The 22385-nt window shown below is 61.7% G+C and carries 23 protein-coding genes; 10 read left to right on the top strand and 13 right to left on the bottom strand.

Annotated elements, in window-relative coordinates; all coding sequences use genetic code 11:
* Nucleotides 1-8: 8 nt before the first annotated feature.
* The gene (nudI, locus tag ACSBQS_RS08790) at nucleotides 9-434 is read right to left on the bottom strand and encodes a nucleoside triphosphatase NudI (protein WP_047575083.1); all 426 of its coding nucleotides are present in this window, start codon (nucleotides 432-434) and stop codon (nucleotides 9-11) included.
* Between the two features lie 235 nt (nucleotides 435-669).
* On the opposite strand from nudI, the gene ACSBQS_RS08785 reads away from it, so the two are divergent.
* A complete protein-coding gene (locus ACSBQS_RS08785; RefSeq protein WP_434990289.1) occupies nucleotides 670-2100 on the top strand; it encodes an SH3 domain-containing protein in 1431 nt (476 codons plus the stop codon).
* A gap of 68 nt (nucleotides 2101-2168) precedes the next feature.
* Here ACSBQS_RS08785 and ACSBQS_RS08780 read toward each other — a convergent pair whose 3' ends face one another.
* Nucleotides 2169-2921, bottom strand: coding sequence for a hypothetical protein (locus ACSBQS_RS08780; RefSeq protein ID WP_434990287.1), 753 nt, complete (start codon nucleotides 2919-2921; stop codon nucleotides 2169-2171).
* 256 nt (nucleotides 2922-3177) lie between these two features.
* Between ACSBQS_RS08780 and ACSBQS_RS08775 the strand changes: the two genes are divergently transcribed.
* Nucleotides 3178-4206 carry a transporter gene (locus ACSBQS_RS08775; protein ID WP_033643191.1) on the top strand — a complete coding sequence of 343 codons (1029 nt, stop codon included), beginning with the start codon at nucleotides 3178-3180 and terminating at the stop codon, nucleotides 4204-4206.
* Here ACSBQS_RS08775 and ACSBQS_RS08770 read toward each other — a convergent pair whose 3' ends face one another.
* The 9 genes from ACSBQS_RS08770 to ACSBQS_RS08730 all read right to left on the bottom strand — a co-directional run bounded on the left by ACSBQS_RS08770 (nucleotide 4207) and on the right by ACSBQS_RS08730 (nucleotide 11639).
* Nucleotides 4207-4740 (bottom strand): SRPBCC family protein, encoded by a 534-nt coding sequence (locus tag ACSBQS_RS08770; protein WP_016927616.1) that lies wholly within the window; start codon nucleotides 4738-4740, stop codon nucleotides 4207-4209. It lies immediately after the preceding gene.
* A gap of 3 nt (nucleotides 4741-4743) precedes the next feature.
* Entirely contained in the window at nucleotides 4744-5091 is a 348-nt protein-coding gene (locus ACSBQS_RS08765) for an ArsR/SmtB family transcription factor (protein WP_004938187.1), read from the bottom strand.
* An 82-nt stretch (nucleotides 5092-5173) separates the two neighbouring features.
* Complete coding sequence (locus tag ACSBQS_RS08760) at nucleotides 5174-6400, bottom strand: Zn-dependent hydrolase (protein ID WP_434990284.1); 1227 nt, start codon at nucleotides 6398-6400, stop codon at nucleotides 5174-5176.
* Complete coding sequence (locus ACSBQS_RS08755) at nucleotides 6397-6888, bottom strand: L-2-amino-thiazoline-4-carboxylic acid hydrolase (protein WP_033643188.1); 492 nt, start codon at nucleotides 6886-6888, stop codon at nucleotides 6397-6399. Before ACSBQS_RS08755 ends, ACSBQS_RS08760 begins: the two co-directional genes overlap by 4 nt.
* A gap of 18 nt (nucleotides 6889-6906) precedes the next feature.
* Nucleotides 6907-8016, bottom strand: a complete 1110-nt coding sequence (locus ACSBQS_RS08750) for a branched-chain amino acid ABC transporter substrate-binding protein (protein WP_369825820.1) — start codon at nucleotides 8014-8016, stop codon at nucleotides 6907-6909.
* A 76-nt stretch (nucleotides 8017-8092) separates the two neighbouring features.
* On the bottom strand, nucleotides 8093-8806 hold the full coding sequence (locus ACSBQS_RS08745; RefSeq protein WP_047575090.1) for an ABC transporter ATP-binding protein: 714 nt from the start codon (nucleotides 8804-8806) through the stop codon (nucleotides 8093-8095).
* Nucleotides 8799-9569 (bottom strand): ABC transporter ATP-binding protein, encoded by a 771-nt coding sequence (locus ACSBQS_RS08740; RefSeq protein WP_033643185.1) that lies wholly within the window; start codon nucleotides 9567-9569, stop codon nucleotides 8799-8801. Before ACSBQS_RS08740 ends, ACSBQS_RS08745 begins: the two co-directional genes overlap by 8 nt.
* The gene (locus tag ACSBQS_RS08735; protein ID WP_047575093.1) at nucleotides 9566-10678 is read right to left on the bottom strand and encodes an ABC transporter permease subunit; all 1113 of its coding nucleotides are present in this window, start codon (nucleotides 10676-10678) and stop codon (nucleotides 9566-9568) included. The genes ACSBQS_RS08740 and ACSBQS_RS08735 overlap by 4 nt, the downstream gene beginning before the upstream one ends.
* A 10-nt stretch (nucleotides 10679-10688) precedes the next feature.
* A complete protein-coding gene (locus ACSBQS_RS08730; RefSeq protein ID WP_164119854.1) occupies nucleotides 10689-11639 on the bottom strand; it encodes a branched-chain amino acid ABC transporter permease in 951 nt (316 codons plus the stop codon).
* 170 nt (nucleotides 11640-11809) lie between these two features.
* Between ACSBQS_RS08730 and ACSBQS_RS08725 the strand changes: the two genes are divergently transcribed.
* The 4 genes from ACSBQS_RS08725 to ACSBQS_RS08710 all read left to right on the top strand — a co-directional run bounded on the left by ACSBQS_RS08725 (nucleotide 11810) and on the right by ACSBQS_RS08710 (nucleotide 16206).
* The gene (locus ACSBQS_RS08725; RefSeq protein ID WP_033643182.1) at nucleotides 11810-12739 is read left to right on the top strand and encodes a LysR substrate-binding domain-containing protein; all 930 of its coding nucleotides are present in this window, start codon (nucleotides 11810-11812) and stop codon (nucleotides 12737-12739) included.
* A gap of 256 nt (nucleotides 12740-12995) precedes the next feature.
* On the top strand, nucleotides 12996-14876 hold the full coding sequence (locus tag ACSBQS_RS08720) for a potassium transporter Kup (protein ID WP_197666451.1): 1881 nt from the start codon (nucleotides 12996-12998) through the stop codon (nucleotides 14874-14876).
* A 189-nt stretch (nucleotides 14877-15065) separates the two neighbouring features.
* Nucleotides 15066-15785, top strand: a complete 720-nt coding sequence (locus ACSBQS_RS08715) for a glucosamine-6-phosphate deaminase (RefSeq protein WP_197666452.1) — start codon at nucleotides 15066-15068, stop codon at nucleotides 15783-15785.
* Nucleotides 15786-15903: 118 nt separating this feature from the next.
* Nucleotides 15904-16206, top strand: a complete 303-nt coding sequence (locus tag ACSBQS_RS08710; protein ID WP_047026060.1) for a cupin domain-containing protein — start codon at nucleotides 15904-15906, stop codon at nucleotides 16204-16206.
* Here the strand turns inward: ACSBQS_RS08710 and ACSBQS_RS08705 are convergent.
* The gene (locus ACSBQS_RS08705) at nucleotides 16203-16793 is read right to left on the bottom strand and encodes a TetR/AcrR family transcriptional regulator (protein WP_033650324.1); all 591 of its coding nucleotides are present in this window, start codon (nucleotides 16791-16793) and stop codon (nucleotides 16203-16205) included. The genes ACSBQS_RS08710 and ACSBQS_RS08705 overlap by 4 nt on opposite strands.
* Nucleotides 16794-16933: 140 nt before the next feature.
* Between ACSBQS_RS08705 and ACSBQS_RS08700 the strand changes: the two genes are divergently transcribed.
* From ACSBQS_RS08700 to ACSBQS_RS08690, 3 genes are read left to right on the top strand one after another with little or no spacing between them, the layout of a single operon-like run.
* Nucleotides 16934-17989, top strand: a complete 1056-nt coding sequence (locus ACSBQS_RS08700; protein WP_342164598.1) for a sugar phosphate isomerase/epimerase family protein — start codon at nucleotides 16934-16936, stop codon at nucleotides 17987-17989.
* Nucleotides 17990-18015: 26 nt separating this feature from the next.
* Nucleotides 18016-18909 carry an alpha/beta fold hydrolase gene (locus ACSBQS_RS08695; protein ID WP_147880471.1) on the top strand — a complete coding sequence of 298 codons (894 nt, stop codon included), beginning with the start codon at nucleotides 18016-18018 and terminating at the stop codon, nucleotides 18907-18909.
* Entirely contained in the window at nucleotides 18899-19801 is a 903-nt protein-coding gene (locus ACSBQS_RS08690) for an alpha/beta hydrolase (RefSeq protein ID WP_434990278.1), read from the top strand. Before ACSBQS_RS08695 ends, ACSBQS_RS08690 begins: the two co-directional genes overlap by 11 nt.
* Nucleotides 19802-19850: 49 nt before the next feature.
* On the opposite strand, the gene ACSBQS_RS08685 is transcribed toward ACSBQS_RS08690, so the two are convergent.
* On the bottom strand, nucleotides 19851-21284 hold the full coding sequence (locus ACSBQS_RS08685; protein ID WP_164106237.1) for an NAD-dependent succinate-semialdehyde dehydrogenase: 1434 nt from the start codon (nucleotides 21282-21284) through the stop codon (nucleotides 19851-19853).
* Between the two features lie 196 nt (nucleotides 21285-21480).
* On the opposite strand from ACSBQS_RS08685, the gene ACSBQS_RS08680 reads away from it, so the two are divergent.
* Nucleotides 21481-22308, top strand: coding sequence for an AraC family transcriptional regulator (locus ACSBQS_RS08680; protein WP_197666457.1), 828 nt, complete (start codon nucleotides 21481-21483; stop codon nucleotides 22306-22308).
* Nucleotides 22309-22385 lie beyond the last annotated feature (77 nt).

Genomic DNA, 22385 nt, shown 5'->3' with positions numbered 1-22385 from the left:
TCAAACTGTTACAGCAATCCCTTTTGCCGCAGCGTGAAGCGGGTGGCTTCGTTCAGATCGTAGTCCGCCAGGCGTTCGCGCGGCACCCAGGCGTAGTCGTCGAATTCATCGTTGATCGTCACGTCGCGGTTGGCGGCGTGGCAGTCGAAAATCAGGTAAATCATGTAGATTTGTTCCCGGCTGCCGTCGGCGTAGGTTTTGATGCGCACGTCGTCGCGGAAGGTCCAGGGCGTGATGCGCTCGAGGATCAGTGCGGGGCCCAGCTCTTCGCGCACTTCGCGCCGCAGCGCTTGCTCTATCCGCTCACCCGGCTCGACGCCACCGCCGGACAGCGCCCACTGGCCGGGAAATACGCCCTTGTGCGCGGCCATTTTGCACAGCAGGAAGGCGTTATCGTTTTCAATCAGCGGGCAGACAATGATGCGTTGGCGCATGGAGGACTCCTGTCAGAAAGCAAAGCCGCAGGATAGCAGATTTGGCGGCGCAGGGCGGGAAGGTCGATCGCATTCTGTGCGGCGGCGGGAAATCCGGTCGGCATTTGTCATGGGGTTGCCTCCGGCTTTGTTTTCTTCAACGGGAAATCAATCGCAGGTGTTATTAAGTATCAATTCGAATAATTTCGCGTCAGGATAAAGCAGGGATTTTAACCTATCATGGAGTTGATAACGTATGCCTAATGGAATAAAACCGCTGTGCCTGATGACTCTGCTGCTGCTGTCGGCCTGCCACAGCGCGCCGGTCAGCCAGCCCCCTCAAGACGCCACGGCGACAGCCCCTATCGATGCCACCAAATCGCTGTTCCCGCTGGGGAACTATTCGCAGTCTGTCGATAAATGGTTGCCGCCCGGTCCGCAGCGGCGGGTGTCCGTGATGGATGCCGCCACGCAGCAACGTCATTTTTCCGCCCTCAAATCTCACTATTTTGGCATGGGGCCGAACGATGAATCCCCCTGGAATCCGCATTACATCGCTGCCGTCCTGAACCGCGAAGCGGAAAGCCACCGTGATGCCGCAATGGATAAATACCTTGGCCGTGGAAGTGTCTCTTGGGGGGAAAACTTCAGGACTCACACCGACCGCTGGAAACAGCAAGTCAGAGATAACGCGTCTACGGACATTAGCCAGGTTTATCATTCTTCGGCCCGAGGCATTGCGGTCAGGGAGACGCTGGTCAGGATCCTGCCGACGGACGATCCGGCTTATGACGATCCTCGCCTGGCTGGGCAAGGTTATCCCTTTGATAATTTGCAGGATTCGTCTATCCGCCCCGGCACTCCGGTATACGTTATTACGCAAAGCCGCGATAAACGCTGGAAATACGTCATGTCGCCTACGGTGATCGGTTGGGTGCATAGCGAAGACATCGCGGCGGCGGATCAGCGGTTTGTCTCCGAATGGCTGGCGCTGGCGGGGAAAAATCTGGGGGCATTCATTAAACAGCCGGTTTCGGTGCAAACGGGCGGCCAGTTTTATTTTACGGCGCGCCATGGCACGATTCTGCCATTTTACCGTCACCGACAGGGCCTTTTTGTGGTCGCCGTGCCGGTACGCCGAGAGGATGGCCGCGCACAGATGCGCCGGGTCGTTGTCAAGAAGGGGGAATTTGCCGCCATGCCGTGGAAAATGACGCCCGAACATCTTGCCGTACTGATGCGGTCAATGAGCGGCAGGCCTTATGGTTGGGGGAACTATAACTTCAATAATGACTGCTCCGCCGAACTGCGCAGTCTGTTGATGCCTTTTGGCCTCTTTCTTCCCAGAAATTCCGCCGCGCAGATACAGGCGGCCACCCGGGTGGTTGATCTTGCTCAAGCGAACACCAGTGAACGGCTGCGCTATCTCAAAGATCACGGCAAACCCTTTACCACGCTGGTTTACATTCCGGGCCATATCATGCTGTATATCGGCAATGCGCTCGTTGACGGCCAGATTGTGCCGATGACGTACCAGAATATCTGGGGGCTGCGCCCGGCAGATTCAAAGCGCCGCAGCATTATCGGCGGCGCAGTCTTTTTCCCGTTGCTGGCGACCTATCCTGAAGATGCCAGCCTGATGTCGCTGGCGGGCAAGGCGCAGTTCGCACTGGGATTTATTGAATAGCCCATTCTTTAGCTGATAAAGCGACCGCGAATGCGGCCGCTTGTTGTGCGGTGACAAATCGAACTGCGCTAAGTGCCTAGCCGGCGCTGGATAATTTTATCGTGCTCATCCGTCAGGTTAGCGTAATTCCAAATAAATAATCCGCCAAGGTTAAAGTCCAAAACCTGATCGATAAAGTAATTTAAACTCCAGTCGGTCAATCCTTTGGTCGTCAGGGCCAGAATGCATTTTTTATTTTCGGCCCCGTTCGCCAACGATTGTTTTAATGCCGGGATCACATTAGCGAGAATATCGTCATTGCTCCACATCGCTGCCGCATAACAGTAATGGATAAAGCGGTCGCATTGGTCTGATTGAATGATTTTTCTGACTTTCTCGTTGAGCTTGTTGCCATTTTCCGTATTGGGGTGGTTGTAAGAATAACCGGCAATAAAACCAAAGCTGGTCTCTTTCCCGGCCTCTTTTAGCCGTTTCATGGCTTCGATGACCCGTTCGGTGTTCATATTGCATTCGTCATCAAAATCGACGCCATCCCAGCCCCGACCGACCGTGGCCGCGACGATCCTCAACACTTCATCCTCATTGGCCGGCTTTTGCTGCGGGGAGCATCCGCCGCCGCCGTAAACCCATAGCGTCTTTCCGTTAAAGCCGGGAAGCGTATCGGGTTTGTTTTGTTTTTCCGGGCTCCATCCTGGCTGGGCTGAGGTGCCTGTGGTTAAGCCATCAAGGTTGGTTACCATGCCGTACATCATGACATCGAACGCTTTATGCGGTTGGCCAGCCAGAGACTGGCTCCATCCGCCCGTAATAAACTTGTTCATTGTCGTTATCTCCTTATTGAGCGTGTTCCTTAAATGAATGTGTCTTGCATGATGGAGGGTATCAGCCGCTATATTCATTTAGCCATTGTGCGGTTGCTGAACGGGCAAGGGATGAAAACTTTTTAAAATGAAATGACGTTTTTATGACGAAAATATTAATGATCTGGAGCGCTGAAAATCATTAACGCCGAGCGATAAAGCTTGTTATAACAGCGTGGACGATCTGGGCTAACGGCAATAGGCAGGATAAGGCGTTATGGTGCAAAGGGCAGCGGAAAAGATGCACAAGCTGGATTTTGATGATGAAGTGACCGGGCTGATCTACGGCCATGCGTTTCGCTCCGGCGAGCCGCCGGCGCGCCTGAACTCGCAGCAGGTTTGCCTGGCTTACCAAACGTTGTCGCCCGGCGACGGTTTTATCTGGCTGCACCTCAATCTCAACCACGCGGCGGCGGAGAAGTGGCTGAAAAACCATTTCGCCATTTCCGATTTTTTCTTTCACGAAATTCGTCACGGTTCCCACACTACGCGCATCGAGCGGCAGGGCGACGATCTGTTCGCCGTCCTCAACGACGTGATCTTCCACCCTGAAGACAACAACCCGGAAACGGCGACGCTGTGGCTGTATTGCCGCCGTGGGCTGGTGGTGACCGTGCGTCATAAACCGGTGCGATTGATCGAGCGGTTGCTGGGCCGCCTGACGGCGCTGCAGCTGGCGTCGTCCACCGAACTGCTGGCGCACCTGCTGGAAGAGCAGGAGGATGTGCTGGAGCAGGTGGTGCGGCAGGCCAACCAGTATGTCGATACCATCGAGGATCGTCTGCTGACGAGCCGCGTTAAACGCAACCGCGCCGAGCTGGGGCGCATGCGCCGCATGCTATTGCGCTTTCAGCGCCTGTTGGCGCCGGAGCCGGCCGCGCTGTTTCGCCTATTGAACCGGCCGCCGAGCTGGCTGAGCCGTGAGGTGGTGCAGGATCTGCGGCAGTTTACCGAAGAGTTCACCGTAGTGTTGAACGATCTCGCCAGCCTGACCGAACGCATTCGGCTGCTGCAGGAAGAGCTGGGCGCCAAACTGATGGAGCAGAATAACCGCACGCTTTACACCCTGACGGTGATCACCGTGCTGGCGTTGCCGATCAACATCGTCGCCGGTTTTTTCGGCATGAACGTCGGAGGGATACCGCTGGCCAGCAATCACCACGGTTTTATCCTGCTGGTGTTGCTGGTCGGCAGTTTCACGCTGATCGCCGGTTATCTGGCGTTCAGGCGCAGGGACGAGTCGTAATTACAGGCGGGCGCGGTACTCTTCTTCCAGCCGGGCATGGGTGCTCCAGAACGGCTGCGGCGCCCGATCGTGCAGGCGATCCAGCAGAATATCCAGATGGGTATGCCAGCCGCCGGCGACGCTGAGCATCTCGTCGCGGTTAGCCAGGCGCCGGTGGGTGACCGTCAGCAGCACCGCGTTTCCCTGTTCCGTCAACTCGAAGGTCACTTCGGAAGGGCGCCCCTGATCCTGTTCGGCCCAGGTAAAGCTCAGCAGGCGCGGCGGGAACAGGCAGGTGATGTGGCCGCGGTTGCTGACGCAGCCGCCGTGCTGTTTGTACTTGGCCGGCGGTTGCTCGTGCTCGCCCGCCAGATCGGAGTTGCGAAACTCCAGCTCCAGCGGCGCGCCGTTTTCCAACTTCATGGCGCCGGCCGCCAGCCAGGTGGCGCGCTTGTCGGATTCGGTCAGGTAAGCCCACACCCGCTCGATGGGGCCGGGCAGCAGCCGCTGGATGCGCAGCGTGCCGGGTTCGATAATCATGCCGTAATCATTCATGGTTCACTCCTTGGGAGGAAGCTGTTCGGGCTGCAGCAACGCCTGTTCGAGCGCATCCAGCCGTTCAGTCCAGAAATGTTCATAGGTTTGCAGCCAGTGCATGGCCTGCGCCATAGGCTCGGGTTCGAGCCGGCAGATATGGTTTCTTCCTTGCACGGTGCGTTGCACCAGGCCCGCATGTTCCAGTGCTTTCACGTGCTTGGAGGCGCCGGCGAACGACATCTGCAACGGCGCGGCCAGTTCGCCGATGCTGCGTTCACCGCCGGCCAGCGCGCGTAACATCGAGCGGCGGGTCGGGTCGGCCAGCGCATGAAAAATGGCGTCCAGCTGTGAGGAAGATAATTCAACCATATGGTTGAATATAGATCAGGCAGGCTAATATTCAACCGTTTTGTTGAATATTTTTTGCCCCGGCGCCAAACCGGGGCGAGGATCAGGCGTCGGCGTGCGCCAGCAGGGCGTTGAGCAACACGTCGGCGCCGGCGGCGGCCCAGGCGGGGGTGATATCTTCCCGTTCGTTGTGGCTGATGCCGTCCACGCAGGGAATGAAAATCATGGCGGTCGGGGCGACGCGGTTAAGGTAACAGGCGTCGTGGCCGGCGCCGGAAATCATGTCGCGATGGCGATAGCCCAATGCCTGCGCGGCGTGACGCACGCTGCCAATACACCCCGGATCGAAGGCGATCGGGGGATACTGGAAGATGCGCTCGGCCCGGGCGGCCAGGCCGCCGCCGTTGACCTTGTTTACCGCCGCCAGTAGGCGCTGCTCCATCTGCGCCAGAATAGCCTCCTGCGGATGGCGGAATTCGACGCTGAAAAAGACGCGCCCCGGCACCACGTTACGCGAATTGGGGGTGATTTGCGCCATGCCCACCGTGGCGCGCGCGTCGGGCGCGAAATCCCAACCGATGCGGTTGACCGCCGTGACCAGCGCCGCAAAGCCGAGCAGGGCGTCGCGGCGCCGATCCATCGGCGTGGTGCCGGCATGGGCGCTGAAGCCGACGACCTCCAGTTCATACCAGCGCTGCCCTTGTGCGGCGGTGACTACGCCGATGTCGAGATGCTCCGCTTCCAGAATCGGCCCCTGTTCGATGTGCAACTCGAAGGCGGCATGGATCGGCGTACCGCCCACCGGATACTCGCCGGCGTAGCCGATGCGCTCCAGCGCGTCGCCGAGGCTGACGCCGTGCTCGTCGCGGCGCGTCAGGCCGTATTCCAGGTCGAATACCCCGGCGAACACGCCCGAGGCGATCATCGCCGGCGCGAAGCGCGCGCCTTCTTCGTTGGTCCAGTTGATCACTTCAATCGGGCGTTCGGTGACGATCTGCCGATCGTTAAGGGTACGAATAACCTCTAATCCGGCCAGCACGCCGTAGATGCCGTCGAAACGGCCGCCGCGGGGCTGCGAATCACCGTGCGAGCCGGTGACGACCGGCGCCAGCTCGGGGCGAGCGCCTTCACGCCGCAGGAACATGTTGCCCATTTTGTCGACGCGTACGGTGCAACCCGCCTCCAGCGCCCAGGCGCGCAGCTGATCGCGCGCTTGCCGATCTTCTTCACTCAGCGCCAGCCGGGTGACGCCGTTATTGGCGATGGCGCCGAACTGCGCCATCGTCTGCAGGCTTTGCCACAGGCGCTCGCCGTTGACTCGATACGTCATTGATCTTCTCCCGGCGTTTTAGCGGTGTAGCGGAAATCGCAGCAGGGGGCGCCGGACATGATGGTCTGGCTGCGCTGCAGGTCGACGTCAGGGGCATAGCCAACGATAAACTGACTGTCGCGAGCGCAGGAGAGCAGGTGGCCGATCTCCCCCAGCCCCATCTCGTGATACATCTCGGCGTAGCGGCAGCGGGTGACGTTATAGTCGAAGTGCTGCGCGTCCTGATTGATCACCTCGACGCGCAGCGCATCGTCTTTTTCCCACAGGTACTGCAAGGCGGCGAAGCTGCGCAGATCCGCGCCGTTCGGTTCCTGGGCGGCGAACTGTTTGCCCGCCTCGATGGCGGCATTCTCGATGGCTTCGCCGATTACCGCCTGAGCGCGCGCCTTGCCGATTTCACGCACCAGAATCTGGTAGATCGGCTTGATGATCTCCGCCTCGATCTTTCTGCGGGCCAAAATGCCCAATTCGTTTTTTGCACAGCTCATCGCCTTGCTCCTCTTGATTTATTGTGGTTTGGCGCCGCCCAACACGGTTTGCGGCTGCCATTTGCCGTCAACCACCCGGTACAGGGTGAAGCTCGGCTGTTGCAGGTTGCCTTGCGCATCGAAGGCGATGTCGCCGGTGACGCCCTGGTAATGTATGGCGCGCAGTTTCGGCAGATAATCGGCCGGATTGGCCGAATCGGCTTGCTCAATGGCGGCGATCAGCACCCGGGTGGCGTCGTAGGCGAAGGGCGCATGCAGCTCGATGTGGGTGTGATAACGATCGCGGTAGGCTTGTTCAAACGCCTTGCCGCCCGGCATCTGTTCCAGCGGCAGCCCCGGCTCCAGCGCGACGACGCCTTCGCCTTCCCGCTGCGCCAGCGTCAGGAAGGTTTGGCTGACGAAGCCGCCGGCGCCCATCAGCTGCGCGTTCATGCCCAGCTGTTTCAGTTTGCGCGCCAGCGGCGCCGCCTGCGAATCCACGCCGCCGAAGAAGATCAGATCGGCGTTTTTACTGCGGACGGTGGTCAGTACGGCGCTGAAATCAACGGTCTTGTCATCCACATACTCACGGGTGACCGGCTGCACGCCCTGGGCCTGCAGCGATTTGATAAACTCGTCCGCCAGCCCCTGGCCGAAAGCGGTGCGATCGTCTATCACTGCGATGCGCTTGGCTTTCAGCGTCTTCACCGCATATTGCCCGGCGTAGTTGCCGCCGTCGTCGTCGTGGCCCATCACGCGAAAGCTGGTGTCAAAACCTTGCTGCGTGTAGCCGTGACCGGTCGCCACCGGCGCCACCTGAGCGATGCCGGCGTCGTGATAGATGCGCGCCGCCGGGATGCTGGTGCCGGTGTTCCAGTGGCCGACCACGCCGGCGACGCCTTCGTCGACCAAACGCTGCGCCACGGCCACGGCGGTGCGCGGGTCGGACTGATCGTCCTCGGACACCAGCTTGAAGGTGACCGGTTTGCCGTTCAGCGTCGGTTTCTGTGCGTTAGCATCGGCGATCGCCAGCCGTGCGCCGTTTTCGAGATCTTTGCCGATGCGCGCGGAAGGGCCGGTCAGCGGCCCGGCAAGACCGATCAACACGGTGTCGTCCGCCAGCGCCGGGAGGCTCAGGATCATTGTCATGGCGGCCAGCGCCAATGGCTTGATGCGAATGTTCTGCTGCATGTCATACTCCTGGTGCGGTTAAAGGTAACAACGGTTATTCACCCAAATAGATCCGTTTGATTTTTTCATCGTCCAGCATGTCGGCGGAGCGGCCGCTGTGGCTCAGGCTGCCGCTGTCCAATACGTAGGCGCGATCGGTGGACGCCAGCGCCAGGCGGGCGTTCTGCTCGACCAACAGCAGCGTGACGCCGTCACGGGCTAACTGCTTGATGACCGAGAAAATGGCCTCCACCACAATCGGCGCCAGCCCCATCGACGGTTCGTCCAATATCAGCAGCCGCGGGCGGCTGAGCAGCGCGCGGCCCATCGCCACCATCTGTTGTTCACCGCCGGAAAGCAGCCCGGCCGGTTGATGCAGGCGCTCGCTCAGCCGTGGGAAGGTGGCGCACACGCGTTCGAAATCTTGCCGCACCGCCGATGCGTCACGCCGCGCATAGGCGCCCAGCTGCAGGTTTTCTCGCACCGTCAGGCGGGTGAAAATGCCGCGTCCCTCCGGCACCATCACCAGCCCTTGTTGCAGCAAGCGGTGCGGCGGCATGCCGCGAATCGGACGGCCGTCGAACAGGATGTCGCCCTCAAACGGCTGCAGGCCGGTCAGCGCCCGCAGGCTCGAGGTTTTTCCCGCGCCATTGGCGCCGATCAGCGTCACCTGTTCGCCGGCGCTCACCGTGAAATCGATGCCTTTGACCGCATGAATGCCGCCATAAGACACTTTGAGTCGTTTAACGCTCAGCAGGGCTTCAGACATGCGCGCCGCCTCCCAGATAGGCTTGAATGACCGCCGGTTCGCGCCGCACCTGAGCCGGTTCGCCTTCGGCGATCGCTTTGCCGTAATCCAGCACCGTCAGCCGATCGCACAGACCCATCACCAGCTTGACGTCGTGTTCGATCAGCAGCAGCGTTTTGCCGCTGTCGCGGATGCGCAGCAGCAGTTCGCGCAGCGCCACTTTTTCTCCGGCGTTCATGCCGGCCGCCGGTTCGTCCAGCGCCAGCAACCGGGGCTCGGTCGCCAGCGCGCGGGCGATCTCCAGCCGCCGCTGATGGCCGTAGGCGAGATCGCCGGCGCGGTAATGGGCGAATTGGCTGATGCCGACGTACTCCAGCAGCGCATGAGATTTATCGCGCACCGCCTGTTCCTCCTCCCTGGCGCGACGGTGCCGGGCGATCGCCGCCCACAGGCCGTTGCGGGTGCGCACGTGGCAGCCGACCATCACGTTTTCCAGCACGCTCATTTCATTGAACAACCGCAGGTTTTGGAAGGTGCGGGCAATGCCGGCCTGCGCCACTTTGTCGATCGCCTGGGGTTTATAGCGCTGGCCCGCCAGGCGGAACTCGCCCGCGTCGGCGCGATACAGGCCGGTGATCAGGTTGAAGCAAGTGGTCTTACCGGCGCCGTTCGGCCCGATCAGGCCGTAGATTTCCCCCTGGCGGATGCTCATGCTGACGTCATCCACCGCCGTCAGGCCGCCGAAGCGTTTGCTGATATGGTGTAAAGCGAGCAGCGGCGTCATGCGGCGTTCCCCCGTGCGTGGCGGGCCGGCCACAGGCCCGCCGGGCGATACAGCATCACCAGGATCAGCGCCAGGCCGTAAAACAGTTGGCGAATGATTTCCGGGTCGATCAGCACCTGGCCGAACAGCGCCTGCTGCAGCGGCCCCATGCTGCTGCGCAGCAGCTCCGGCAGGGCGGCCAGCAGCAGCGCGCCCAGGATCACGCCGGGGATGTGCCCCATGCCGCCGAGCACCACCATCGCCAGTACGGCGATCGATTCCTGCAGGGTGAACGATTCCGGCGACACGAAGCCCTGAAACGCGGCGAACAGCGCGCCGGCCACGCCGCCGAAGGCGGCGCCGATGGCAAAGGCCAGCAGCTTGAAGTTGCGGGTGTTGATGCCCATCGCCCGCGCGGCGTCCTCGTCTTCGCGGATCGCCGTCCACGCGCGGCCGATGCGCGAGTTCTGCAGCCGCAGGCTGATAAACAGGATCGCCAGCAGCAGGGCGGCGAACAGGTAGTAATACAGGTACAGGCCGGAAAAACGCACGCCGAACCACTCATGCATGCCGGAAAACTTCAGGCCGAACAGGCTGACCGGATCGATGCCGGAAATGCCTTTGGGGCCGTTGGTGAGGTTGACCGGGCGATCCAGATTGCGCATCAGAATGCGCACGATCTCGCCGAAACCGAGCGTGACGATCGCCAGATAATCGCCGCGCAGCCGCAGCGTCGGCGCGCCGAGCAGGATGCCGCACGCCGCCGCCAGCAGCGCCGCCAGCGGGATCAGCCCCAGCATTGACAGGTGCAGCCCGTCGGGGAACCACTGCAGCAGCAGCGGGAATTGCTGTGTCAGATGCGGTGACGACAGCAGCGCGGCCAAATAGGCGCCGACGGCGTAAAAGGCGATAAAGCCCATGTCCAGCAACCCGGTCATGCCCACCACGATGTTCAGCCCGAGCGCCAGCATCAGGTACAGCAGGGCGAAGTCGACGACCCGCACCCAGTAGTTGCCCCCGGCGGCGCCCGCCACCCAGGGCGCCAGCAGCAGCGCGAGAATGAACAGCGTCAGCCCCAGCCTGGCGCGGCGCGGCGTGGCCAGAGGAACGGGAGGAGTCAAAACGGTCATGGTGATGTCCTTATGCGCGCGTGGCGATGCGTTCGCCCAAGAGCCCGGAGGGGCGGAAGACCAGCACGGCGATCAGCACCAGAAACGCGAACACGTCCTGGTAGTTGCTGCCGAACACGCCGCCGGTCAGCTCGCCGAGATAGCCGGTGCCCAGCGATTCGAACAGGCCCAGCAGCAATCCGCCGAGCATCGCGCCGCGCAGGTTGCCGATGCCGCCGAGCACGGCGGCGGTAAACGCCTTGATGCCCGGCAGAAAGCCCATCGAGAAACCGGCGTTGCCGTAGTTGCTGGCCATCATGATGCCGGCCACCGCCGCCAGCGCGCCGCCGAGCGCGAAGGTCAGAACGATGATGCGGTCAGGACTGATGCCCATCAGGCCGGCGACCTGCGGGTTTTCCGCCGTGGCGCGCATGGCGCGGCCGAAACGGCTGTGTTCGACCAGCAGCCATAAGCCGGCCATGACCGCGACGGCCACCGCCAGCGTGACGATCGCCGTGCCGGTGATCACCGCCGGCGCATGCCCGCCGCTGCCTGCGGTCAGGGTGATGGGGGTCATTGGCAGCAGCTGCGGAAACATCAGGGGATTGCGTGACCAGATCAGCATCGCCAGGGTTTGCAGCAGCAGCGAGACGCCGATACCGCTGATCAGCGGGGCCAGGCGCGGTGCATTGCGCAACCGGCGGTAGGCGAGACGCTCGATCGCCATCGAGGTGATGGCGCAGACCGCCATGGCGAACAGGGCCGCCAGCAGCAGCGTGGCATACGGCGGTAACGCGGGAAAGTGGTGTTGCAACACGCTTATCGCCGACAACGCGCTCAGCGCACCGACCATCAGCACGTCGCCGTGCGCGAAATTGATGATGCGCAGGATGCCGTACACCATGGTGTAACCGAGCGCGATCAGCGCATAGATGCTGCCGAGCATCAAACCGTTGACGGTTTGCTGTACCAGCGTATCCATAGAGAGAGTCCGGAGATAATGAGTCAGGAGGGTCACAGTAGAGAATTTAAAAAAATTGTAAAATACGGAAAAATACTTTCTTATACAAAAAACGAGTGATTTTAATGCGTTGATTTTTATGTATATTGAATCCATTCCTTCAGTGTCGATTTCCCCAAAACAGTCAATATATGAAAAAAACAGAACAGTACGATGAGCCATTGCCGATGCTGCCGAACGATCCGCCGCTGCGCGCCGTGCGGGCGTTCGAAGCCATCGCGCGCCTGGGTGGCATCAGCGCGGCGGCTAACGAGCTGATGATTTCGCCTTCGGCGGTCAGTCATCAACTCAAAACGCTGGAGGCATTTTTGCAGATGCCGTTGACCGAACGGCAGGGGCGTAACCTGGTGCTGCGCAGCGAGGGGCGGGAGTATTACCGTTCGATTCGCTCGGCGTTCAACGTGCTGCGCCAGGCGACCGAACACGTGCGCGAGCAATCCGCGTCGCGGCAGGTGACCATCAGCCTGATCCCGCTGTTCGGCATGGGTTGGTTCATTCCGCGGCTGCGCGGTTTCCTGCGCGAAAATCCGGATATCGACATCAATGTGGTCTACGCCAACCACCGCAATTACCTGAGCGACGCCGCCGACCTGTCGATCCGCTTCGGGGTCGGGCAGTGGACCGGCTATCGCAGCGAGAAGCTGATGTCCGGCAAAATGGTGCCGGTGTGCAGCCGGGCATTCAGTAAACTGCATGGTTTGCTCGATACGCCGGAGCAGCTGGCGACGCTGCCGCTGCTGCACGACGAGGAGCGCAATACCTGGATGCAATGGTTTCAGCAGGCCGGCGTCAAGCGCCCGCTGCGCAGTATCGGCCCGATGTTTGAGGACGGATTGTTGACGTTGGCGGCGGTGCAGGCGGGGTTAGGGTGCGCGTTGATGCGTGAACCGTTAATCGCCCAGTACCTTGAAAGCGGTGAGTTGATTAAAATGTTCGATCTGCCGATCGACGACGGCCGCGATTATTACCTGTGCGCTCGACTGGATAGCGAGCTGTCGCAGGAAGGCGAAAATCTGCGGCAGTGGCTGCGCCGCGAAGCCGATGAGAGCCGGCTCGCGTAACGCCGGGCGGAAACAGGGGGGAGCCGGACGTTCATTTCACTTTCCCACGACGCACGCCACGCCAACAGGAAAGTAATAGGCCCTCCGGGGTGGGCGTTTTTAAACCGTTGCTCACCGGCGATGATTGCTGAAGCTTCAACGCGCGATGCTGTCACTGGCGAAGATGACGGCTATGCTTAACTTGCCGATCACGTGGCGCGACGGCCACAAAGTGACAATAATTCCCACTCTCAGCGCAACGTCAAGGAGCGAGCAGATGTCTGTCGGCAATGATACGGAAACCGTGAATAAGACGGGGCTGGCGCCGCTGGCGTTGGGCGCATTGGGCGTGGTGTTCGGCGATATCGGCACCAGCCCGCTGTACACCCTGAAAACCGTGCTGTTTCTCTCCGGCGACGCGCCTTCGGCGCCGGTGATCCTTGGCCTGCTGTCGCTGATATTCTGGACGCTGGTGATCGTCACTTCTCTCAAATACGCCATGTTCGCCATGCGCATCGGCAACCGCGGCGAGGGCGGCATCATGGCGCTGATGTCGCTGTTGGTCAGCAAGCGAAAATCCCGGCCGCTGGTGCTGTTCGCCGGCCTGTTCGGCGCCGCGCTCATTTACGGCGACGGCGCCATCACGCCGGCCATCTCGGTGCTCTCGGCCCTCGAAGGGCTGAACATCGTGCTGCCGGCGTCGCAGCCCTTTATTCTGCCGGCGGCGGTGGTGATTTTGCTCAGTCTGTTCGCCATTCAGCCGCTGGGTACCGCGCGCATCGGCCGCGTGTTCGGGCCGATCATGGCGCTGTGGTTCCTGTCGATCGCTGCGTTGGGCGTGTGGGGCATCATCCAGCATCCGGCGGTATTGCTGGCGCTGAACCCGCTCTACGGCATTCACTTTCTGTTCTCCAACGGACTGACCAGCTTCCTGGTGCTGGGCGGCGTGTTTTTGTGCGTCACCGGCGCCGAAGCGCTGTATGCCGATATGGGGCATTTCGGCAAACGGCCGATTTGGCTGGCCTGGTTCGGCATCGTTTTTCCCAGCCTGTTGCTTAACTACGCCGGTCAGGCCGCGCTGATCCTGAGCGGCGCCGATGTCACGCAGAACATCTTCTTCCGTTTATGCCCGCCGGCGCTGCTGATCCCGCTGGTGATCCTGGCCACGCTGGCGACGATCATCGCCAGCCAGGCGATCATCAGCGGTGCGTTTTCCATGACCCGGCAGGCGATCCAACTGGGGTGGCTGCCGCGGCTGCGGGTCAGGCAAACCACCGAGGAAAGTTACGGGCAGATCTACATTGGCGCCATCAACTGGCTGCTGATGGTGGTGACGCTGTTCCTTACCGTGTTCTTTAAATCGTCGGACAATCTGGCCGCCGCCTACGGCATCGCCGTCTCGTTGACCATGATCATGACCACCGGCCTGCTGTTCGTCGCCATGCGCGAGGTGTGGCGCTGGGGGCCGATCGCCAGCCTGTTGGTGGCGGGCGGTTTCTTCGTGGTCGATTTGAGCTTCCTGACGGCCAACATGACTAAAGTGCTGCAGGGCGGTTATATCCCGCTGCTGTTGGCCGCCGCGGTCTATACCGTGATGCTGATCTGGCATCGCGGGGTGCTGGCGGCCGCGCGCACCCTCGGTGAAACGACAGTGCCGGTAGAGGATTTCCTGGAGAAAATCCGCCGCGAATCCGTGCCGCGCGTGCCGGGCACCGCGGTATTCCTGACTCGCAGCCTGCAAGGGACGCCGCCGGTGATGAAATGGCAGGTCAAGCGTAACGGTTCGCTGCACGCCAACGTGCTGGCGCTCACCATTGCCATCGTCAATGAGCCGCGGGTCTCGAATGCTGAACGTTTGGTGATGCGCGAGCTGTCGCCGGGCTTTTGGTGCGGCGTGGCCAGCTATGGCTTTATGGAGCGGCCTGACATCCCGCAGCTGTTGCAGCATGTCGAGGCGCAGAAATCCGGTCTGAACTTCGACGAGGCGACCTACTATCTCGGGCACGAGACCGTGGTGCGCCGCGAAGCGAACGACCGGTTGCCATCCTGGCAGCGCAACTTGTTCGCGCTGATGGTGCGCAACGGCATGCACGTCACGGATTATTACTACCTGCCCAGCGATCAGGTGGTGGAGATTAGCCGCCGCGTGCCGGTATAGGGCGCGAAAAAGGCATCGCCGCAATTGCGGCTTGCATCACACAACGCGGTTTGCATTTCATTCCTGGCCGCCATAACCTGACAAAAAACGGATTGTTACTGACGCGATCAGGCAAAACCTAACTTCTCTCCCGGCATCGAACATGGCCGGATGGGCGGTTAGGTTTTTTTTTGCAAAAAGGAGAAGGGAATGAAACTTGTCGTCGCTAATGATTACCAGGAAATGAGTGAGCTGGCCGCCAGCCTGTTGTTGAGTTACATGCTGCACCCGCAGCGCGTCAATCTGGCTATCACCGCCGGCTCGACGCCTAAACGGATGTATGAGTTGTTGGCTCCGCGCGTCAAGGGCCACGCGGAATTCGCCAACGCGCATTACTATAATTTCGATGAAATTCCTTACGCTGGCCGATCGGGCTATGGCGTCACCATGGAGAATCTGCACCGTATGTTCTTTGGCCCGGCGGCGATCCCCGAGCGGCAACTGCACGTCTTGAATTCGGACAACTACCTCCAGCACGATCGGCGTATCGCCGAAGATGGCGGGCTGGATGCGATCGTGATGGGCGTCGGAGCGGACGGGCATTTCTGCGGCAATCTGCCGGGCACCACCGCCTTCGAAGACCACACCTGTCGGGTGCCGGTTTCCGCCAGGCCGGATATGGCGGACATTTTGCTCAAAGAGGTGGGCGGCCGCACTGAATGGTTGCCCGATCATTACATCACCCTGGGGCCTGCAAGCGTGATGGCCGCCAAAAAGCTGGTGCTGCTCGTCAACGGTTCGCACAAAGCGGACATTTTGCGGCGCATTGTCAGCGGGCCGGTGGAGAGCAGGGTGCCCGCCAGCATTTTGATGCTGCATCCGGACCTGTTGATTATCGCCGATCGGGAGGCCGCGGCGCTGCTGCCTTAAGCGTTCATCCGGCGCGTCTCGCCTCAGAACCAACGGTCATAACCTGCAACCAAAGCGTCTTTCCCTGCGGCGCAGAATCAGGCTAGAGTGCGTTTTTTCATGCACCTGGGGGATTCCGATGCTGTTCGATTTAAACCAGCAGGCGGCCGAACTGCCTGAGGCCTGGCGCTCTGCCGTGCTGGGCCGCGTCGGTGCGGCCAATATCAAAGTGCTGCGCATGGACGCGCGCAGCATTGCGGATGAAGTGCATGATTACAGCGAAGGGTTGCTGGTGATCAGCGGCCACCTGCGGCTGCAGGTGGCGGGGGAAGAAGTGGTGGTGCGGGCCGGTCAGCTGTATCAGGCCGCGGCCGGCGTGCCGCACCGCGTGTTGCCGGGCAGCGAAGGTACGCTGGTGATTGTCGATTTGCCGGAGGATTAAGCGTCGCCTAACGCCGTCAGCGCCACGTTTACCGCCGCCAATAACCGCGCCTCGGTGACGCCGTCACGCGCCTGAATCGACAGGCCGTGCAGGAAGACGGCGAAATAGTCACCCAGGCTGTCGGCGTCGGTGTCGGCCGGCAATTCGCCGGTTTGCACCGCCTGCCGCAGCCGTTCGACGATCTGCTGCGTGCGCTGCAGCCGATGCTCTGCCAGCCAGGCTTTGAGCCCGTCGTTTTCCGCGCTGACGCTGGCGGCGGCGGAGACCACCATGCAGCCTTGCGGCAGATCGGGCCGACTATAGAGCCGCACGGCGTCTTCCAGCAGGCGTTTGAGCGCCGGGCGAATGCCGCTTTCCGTCGCGAAGGCGCGATCGGCGAAGCCCCCTTCGGCGGTTTCATAACAGGCAATCGCCTCGCGAAACAGCTGCTCTTTGGAGCCGAACGCTTTGTAGATGCGCGCGGAAGCGATGCCCAACTCCGCCACCAGATCCGACATCGAAGTGCCTTCGTAACCTTGCCGCCAGAATAAGTTTCGCGCCTTCAATAGCGCCTGTTCGCGATCGAACTCGCGCGGTCTGCCTGCCATTCGCTGCTCCAATTTACCTGCCATTCAGCGACATAGGATCGCTTAAATCGACGGGAATACCAATGCCTTTATAAATTTCGCTTGCGGTCGCCGCGCTTTGCTTCTATTGTTTGTCAATCGACAACAAATAGGAGTTTACGATGAAAACCCTCAAAGGTCCAAGCCTGCATCTCGCGCAATTCAGCGATGACGCGGCGCCGTTCAACAGCTTGCCCGCCATTGCCGAGTGGGCGGCGCGGACCGGTTTTACCGCCTTGCAGATCCCGGCCTGGGATCGGCGTTTATTCGACGTGGCCACCGCTGCGGAAAGCCAAACCTACTGCGACGATTTGACCGGCATGTTGGCGGAGCAGGGGTTGGTGGTCAGCGAACTGACCAGCCATATCTTCGGCCAGCTGATGGCGGTGCACCCGGCTTACGATGCGCTGTGCGACAGCTTTGCGCCGCCGGCGCTGCAGGGCGATCCCAAGGCCCGCGGCGAGTGGGCGCGGCAGCAAATGCTGTTGGCGGTGAAGGCGTCGGCGCGGCTGGGGCTCAGCGAACTGGGCACCTTTTCCGGTTCGCTGGCCTGGCCCTATCTGTTCCCGTTCCCGCAGCGCCCTGAAGGATTGATCGACACCGCGTTCAACGAGCTCGCCAAACGCTGGCTGCCGGTGCTCGACGCCTGCGAGGAGCAGGGCATCAATCTGTGTTATGAAATTCACCCGAGTGAGGACCTGCACGACGGCGTGACGTTTGAGATGTTTCTGCAGCGCGTTGGCAACCATCCGCGTTGCCGGGTGTTGTTCGATCCGAGCCACATGGTGCTGCAGCAGCTTAATTATCTGGAGTTTATCGATATCTATAAGGACGTTATCGGCATGTTCCACGTTAAGGACGCCGAGTTCAATCCGACCGGTCGTCAGGGCTTATACGGCGGTTATCAGTCCTGGATCGATCGCGCCGGCCGTTTCCGCTCGCTGGGCGACGGCCAGGTCGATTTCAACGGCATTTTCTCCCGTTTGACGCAGTATGGCTATCCGGGCTGGGCGACGCTGGAGTGGGAGTGCTGCCTGAAAAATCCACAGGACGGCGCTCGCGAAGGCGCGGCCTTCATTCGCGAGCGCATTATCCGTGTCACCGACAAAGTGTTTGATGACTTCGCCGGTGCGCCGGTCAATCCTCAGCAGATCAATGCATTGCTCGGCATTCGCTGAGCCTGACCCCACAGGGAGTTAACCCCATGAAACACAGTCAAAACGAGATCCTGTTGCAGGATCTCGCGGCGGAACACGTCTATACCCAGGTCAACGGCCGGCGCCTTCACTGCGTGGTGGCCGGCGAAGGGCGGCCGGTGCTGCTGATCCCCGGCTGGCCGCAAACCTGGTACACCTGGCGTTATGTGATGCGCGCCTTGGCGGCGGCCGGTTTTCAGGCGATCGCCGTCGATCCGCCGGGCATCGGCGACTCTGACAAGCCCGCCGGCGGCTACGACACCGGCAGCATCGGTGTGGCGTTGCACGCGATGATGGCGCAGCTGGGCCATCAACGTTACCAACTGGTCGGCCACGACATCGGCATGTGGATCGGTTATGCCATGGCGAGCGATTTCCCGCAGGCGGTGGAGCGTCTGGTGCTGACGGAGGCGGTGATCCCCGGTCTGGCGCCGCCGCCGCCGATTTTCGTCGCGCCGGAGGAGAATATCTTCCTGTGGCATTTCATGTTCAACCAGCTGGCGGATTTGCCTGAGACCCTGACCCAGGGGCGCGAGCGGGAGTATCTTGGCTATATCTTCAACCGCTGGTCTTATCGGCGCGATCGGGTGGCGGCTGAGGTCTATATCGCCGCCTATTCGGCGCCGGGTGGCCTGCGCGCCGGATTCGACTATTACCGGGCGATCCCGGAGACCGTTCGCCAGAACCGGCTGCGCGCCGCCACGCCGTTGACGATGCCGGTGTTGACGGTGGGAGCGGAGCACGCCACCGGCGACGCGCCGCTGACGACGCTACGGGGCAATGCGCGCGATCTGCGGGGCGAAACGGTCGCCGGCTGCGGCCATTTCATCACCGAGGAGTGTCATGAGGCGTTTATCGCGCTGATTGCGCCGTTCCTGGCGGGAGAGCAACATGCCGCTTGATGAACGCATCGCCGCCTTTTTGGCGGCCTCGGCCGACGCGCCGCTACCCGCTTCGTTGGCGGACATGCGGGCGGCCACGGAAAGCGGTTTGCGTCTGCTGCAGGGCGCACCGCAACCGAGCGGCGGCGTCAGGGATTTTACGCTGGTCGCCACCGATGGGCACCGGATTGAGCTGCGCGCCTATCTACCGGCGGGGGAAAGGCGCGCTGCCGCACAACCGGCGATGCTGTTCGCCCACGGCGGCGGCTGGTGCCTCGGTTCGCTGTCGCTGTATGACCAGCCCTGTCAGGCGCTGGCTAACGCCACCGATCGGATAATCCTGTCGGTCGATTATCGACTGGCGCCGGAGTTTCCTTTTCCACAGCCGCTGGAAGATGTCTATCAGGCGCTCTGTTGGGCGGCGCAACAGGCGCCGCAGTTAGGGATTGACGCTGACCATCTGGCGGTGGGTGGTGACAGCGCCGGAGGCAATCTGGCGGCGGCGGTCGCGCTGTTGGCGCGGGATCGCGGGGGCCCGCACATTGAACGTCAACTGCTGCTGTACCCGGCGCTCAGCCGCGAAATGGCGACGAAGAGCTATCGCGAATTCGCCGAGGGGCATTTTTTGACGCGCGACGCGATGGTGTTTTGTTGGCAGCAGTACCTGGCCCAGCGACGCGATCCCGGCGCCGAGCCGCTGCACGCCGCCACGCTGCGCGGATTGTCGCCGGCCACTATCCTGAGCTGCGAATATGATCCGCTGCGCGATGAGGCCGAACTGTATGCGCAGCGGCTGCGTGAAGCGGGTGTGGCGGTACGCTGTGAACGGTTGTCGGGCATGGTGCATGCCTGCATTCACATGTTGGGGCTGACCCCGGCGGCGCGGCGCCTGTTCGAGCTGGCCGGTGAGTAAAAAAAAAGCCCCGCATTGCGGGGCTTCTGGCTATTCATCCGACGTGCGATTAACGGCCGGCGACGGTGACAAAGCGCGTTTCCAGGTAGGATTCGATCGCTTCGCTGCCGCCTTCGGTGCCGTGGCCGGAGTCCTTCACGCCGCCAAACGGCGTTTCCGGCAGGCCGAAACCGATGTGGTTGATGCTCAGCATGCCGCTCTCCACGTCGCGCCCCAGCGCATTGACGGTGGCGATGTTGCGGCTGTAAGCGTAGGCGGCCAGCCCGTACGGCAGGCGATTGGCTTCGGCGATCGCCTCATCGTAGGTGGTGAACGGGCGCAGCAGGGCGACCGGGCCAAACGGCTCTTCCGACATGGCGCGCGCGCTCAGCGGCACGTCACGCAGCACCGTCGGCTCGAAGAAGTTGCCTTTGCCCGCCACGCGTTTGCCGCCGGTGCTGGCCTTCGCCCCGTGGGCGATAGCGTCCTGCACCAGCGCCTCGATATTGTCGACGCTGCGGCCCAGCACCATCGGCCCCATCGTCACGCCGTCTTCCAGCCCGTTGCCGAGCTTGAGTTCACGCACCGCGGCGGTGAATTTCTCCACGAAGGCCTCATAAACGCCTTGCTGGATCAGGAAGCGGGTCGGGGCGATACAGACCTGGCCGGCGTTGCGGAACTTGGATTGCGCCAGCTCTTTGGCCGCCGCGTCGAGATCGGCGTCGTCGAAGATCAGCACCGGCGCGTGGCCACCCAGCTCCATGGTGGCCTTTTTCATATGCTGGCCGGCCAGCGCAGCCAGGTGCTTGCCCACGCGGGTGGAGCCGGTGAAGGAGATCTTGCGAATGGTCGGATGCGGGATCAGGTATTCCGAGATTTCCGCCGGGGTGCCGTACACCAGCGCGATCACCCCGGCCGGGATACCGGCGTCGGCGAAGGCTTTGATCAGCTCAGCCGGTGAGGCCGGCGTTTCTTCCGGGCCTTTGACGATGATTGAACAACCCGCCGCCAGCGCGGCGGACAGCTTGCGCACGATCTGGTTGATCGGGAAGTTCCACGGCGTGAAGGCGGCCACCGGGCCGACCGGCAATTTCAGGGTTTGCTGCTGCACGTCGCGAGCGCGGGACGGAATAATCTGCCCGTAGGTGCGGGTGGCTTCGCCGGCGAACCACTCGATCACGTCGGCGGCGTTGAGAATTTCGATTTTGGCCTGCGCCACCGGCTTACCCTGTTCCTGCGTCATGATGGCGGCGATGGCGTCGGCGCGTTCGCGCAGCAGCGCAGCGGCTTTGCGCATCAGGTTGGCGCGCTGGTGTGCGGCGGTGTTTCGCCAAACGTTAAACCCGCGTTCGGTGGCGGCCAGCGCCAGATCGAGATCCTCTGCGGCGGCGTGCGCCACTTGACCGATGATCTCGTCGGTAGCGGGGTTGGAGACCGGCAGGGTTTTTCCGGCCAGCGCGCTGCGCCATTGTCCATCGATATACAGTTGAGTATCCGGATACATTGTTGCCTCTTGTTTGCGGAGTGTCAGGGGCCGATGAGCTTCGCGATGCGGCCCGTCTGAAAGGGACAGGGACCTTAACCCTACGCCGAATGGCGCCGATCGTCCAGGCGAGGGGCACGAAAGGACCAGGGCGGCTACTCAACCGGCGATGTTTTGGCTATGCTGAGCAGATTGTCAGCACGGATGAGGAGGTCGGGTGCAAGGGGTTCCACAACAGTTTCCGTTCGAGAAGGACTGCGCGCAGTTCCGGCATTTGTCGCATCTGCCCGGCGTCGAACTCTATCAGGCGCATATCGAACGCTATGCCTTCGAGCCGCATACCCACGACGCCTTCGCCATCGGCACCGTGGACACCGGGGCCGAGCGTTTCCGCTATCGCGGGGCGCAGCACCTGGCGGCGCCGGGCGCGCTGGTGCTGATGAATCCTGACGAGCTGCATACCGGCGAAGCCGAAACGCCGGGCGGCTGGTGTTACCGCATGCTCTATCTGGCGCCCGAGACGCTGGAGCGGCTGTCCGGCGATCGGAGCCAGTGGTTTACCGATGCGGTGCGCCACGATCCGCGGGCGGCGCAGCGCCTGTCCGCCATTCTCGCCGCGCTGTGGCAAACCGACGATCCGCTTACGCTCGACGGCCTGCTGTTGGAAGCGGTGGCGTTGCTGCAACCGCACATCCGCACCGGGCGGCGGGAGAAAGCCGAGGCGGCGCACCGTTTCGAGGTGGTGAAAAGCTACCTGCACGATAACTTCGCCGAGGCTATAACGCTCAACCAACTGGCCGAGCTGGTGTCGCTCAGCCCGTACCATTTCCTGCGCAAGTTCAAGGCCGAATATCACGTCTCGCCGCAGCAGATGCTGATGGCGATCCGGCTGTCGCAGGCCAAACGCATGCTGGAGCGCGGCATGCCCGCCGCACAGGTGGCGGCGGCGGCGGGGCTGACCGATCAGGCGCACCTGACGCGCGCCTTCGCCAACCGTTACGGCGTCACGCCAGTGCGTTTCCAGAAACAGGTGAAATTGGGCTAAAACAGCAACCTGCTACAATAATTCCTCCCCGCGTTTTCGTTACTCTGCCGCTGTCTTGTCGGGCGGGTTGGCCGCAC

It is taken from the genome of Serratia sp. H402Y, from assembly GCF_051172415.1.
GTDB classification, from domain to species: domain Bacteria; phylum Pseudomonadota; class Gammaproteobacteria; order Enterobacterales; family Enterobacteriaceae; genus Serratia; species Serratia ureilytica.
Note: the sequence above shows the minus strand (reverse complement) of the source record. Positions and strands in the feature narration are given on the sequence as shown.

What these genes read in the sequence shown, in the direction of transcription:
- nudI (WP_047575083.1), bottom strand. Translation starts at nt 434, where the DNA reads ATGCGCCAACGCATCATTGTCTGCCCGCTGATTGAAAACGATAACGCC.
- ACSBQS_RS08785 (WP_434990289.1), top strand. Translation starts at nt 670, where the DNA reads ATGCCTAATGGAATAAAACCGCTGTGCCTGATGACTCTGCTGCTGCTG.
- ACSBQS_RS08780 (WP_434990287.1), bottom strand. Translation starts at nt 2,921, where the DNA reads ATGAACAAGTTTATTACGGGCGGATGGAGCCAGTCTCTGGCTGGCCAA.
- ACSBQS_RS08775 (WP_033643191.1), top strand. Translation starts at nt 3,178, where the DNA reads ATGGTGCAAAGGGCAGCGGAAAAGATGCACAAGCTGGATTTTGATGAT.
- ACSBQS_RS08770 (WP_016927616.1), bottom strand. Translation starts at nt 4,740, where the DNA reads ATGAATGATTACGGCATGATTATCGAACCCGGCACGCTGCGCATCCAG.
- ACSBQS_RS08765 (WP_004938187.1), bottom strand. Translation starts at nt 5,091, where the DNA reads ATGGTTGAATTATCTTCCTCACAGCTGGACGCCATTTTTCATGCGCTG.
- ACSBQS_RS08760 (WP_434990284.1), bottom strand. Translation starts at nt 6,400, where the DNA reads ATGACGTATCGAGTCAACGGCGAGCGCCTGTGGCAAAGCCTGCAGACG.
- ACSBQS_RS08755 (WP_033643188.1), bottom strand. Translation starts at nt 6,888, where the DNA reads ATGAGCTGTGCAAAAAACGAATTGGGCATTTTGGCCCGCAGAAAGATC.
- ACSBQS_RS08750 (WP_369825820.1), bottom strand. Translation starts at nt 8,016, where the DNA reads ATGACAATGATCCTGAGCCTCCCGGCGCTGGCGGACGACACCGTGTTG.
- ACSBQS_RS08745 (WP_047575090.1), bottom strand. Translation starts at nt 8,806, where the DNA reads ATGTCTGAAGCCCTGCTGAGCGTTAAACGACTCAAAGTGTCTTATGGC.
- ACSBQS_RS08740 (WP_033643185.1), bottom strand. Translation starts at nt 9,569, where the DNA reads ATGACGCCGCTGCTCGCTTTACACCATATCAGCAAACGCTTCGGCGGC.
- ACSBQS_RS08735 (WP_047575093.1), bottom strand. Translation starts at nt 10,678, where the DNA reads ATGACCGTTTTGACTCCTCCCGTTCCTCTGGCCACGCCGCGCCGCGCC.
- ACSBQS_RS08730 (WP_164119854.1), bottom strand. Translation starts at nt 11,639, where the DNA reads ATGGATACGCTGGTACAGCAAACCGTCAACGGTTTGATGCTCGGCAGC.
- ACSBQS_RS08725 (WP_033643182.1), top strand. Translation starts at nt 11,810, where the DNA reads ATGAAAAAAACAGAACAGTACGATGAGCCATTGCCGATGCTGCCGAAC.
- ACSBQS_RS08720 (WP_197666451.1), top strand. Translation starts at nt 12,996, where the DNA reads ATGTCTGTCGGCAATGATACGGAAACCGTGAATAAGACGGGGCTGGCG.
- ACSBQS_RS08715 (WP_197666452.1), top strand. Translation starts at nt 15,066, where the DNA reads ATGAAACTTGTCGTCGCTAATGATTACCAGGAAATGAGTGAGCTGGCC.
- ACSBQS_RS08710 (WP_047026060.1), top strand. Translation starts at nt 15,904, where the DNA reads ATGCTGTTCGATTTAAACCAGCAGGCGGCCGAACTGCCTGAGGCCTGG.
- ACSBQS_RS08705 (WP_033650324.1), bottom strand. Translation starts at nt 16,793, where the DNA reads ATGGCAGGCAGACCGCGCGAGTTCGATCGCGAACAGGCGCTATTGAAG.
- ACSBQS_RS08700 (WP_342164598.1), top strand. Translation starts at nt 16,934, where the DNA reads ATGAAAACCCTCAAAGGTCCAAGCCTGCATCTCGCGCAATTCAGCGAT.
- ACSBQS_RS08695 (WP_147880471.1), top strand. Translation starts at nt 18,016, where the DNA reads ATGAAACACAGTCAAAACGAGATCCTGTTGCAGGATCTCGCGGCGGAA.
- ACSBQS_RS08690 (WP_434990278.1), top strand. Translation starts at nt 18,899, where the DNA reads ATGCCGCTTGATGAACGCATCGCCGCCTTTTTGGCGGCCTCGGCCGAC.
- ACSBQS_RS08685 (WP_164106237.1), bottom strand. Translation starts at nt 21,284, where the DNA reads ATGTATCCGGATACTCAACTGTATATCGATGGACAATGGCGCAGCGCG.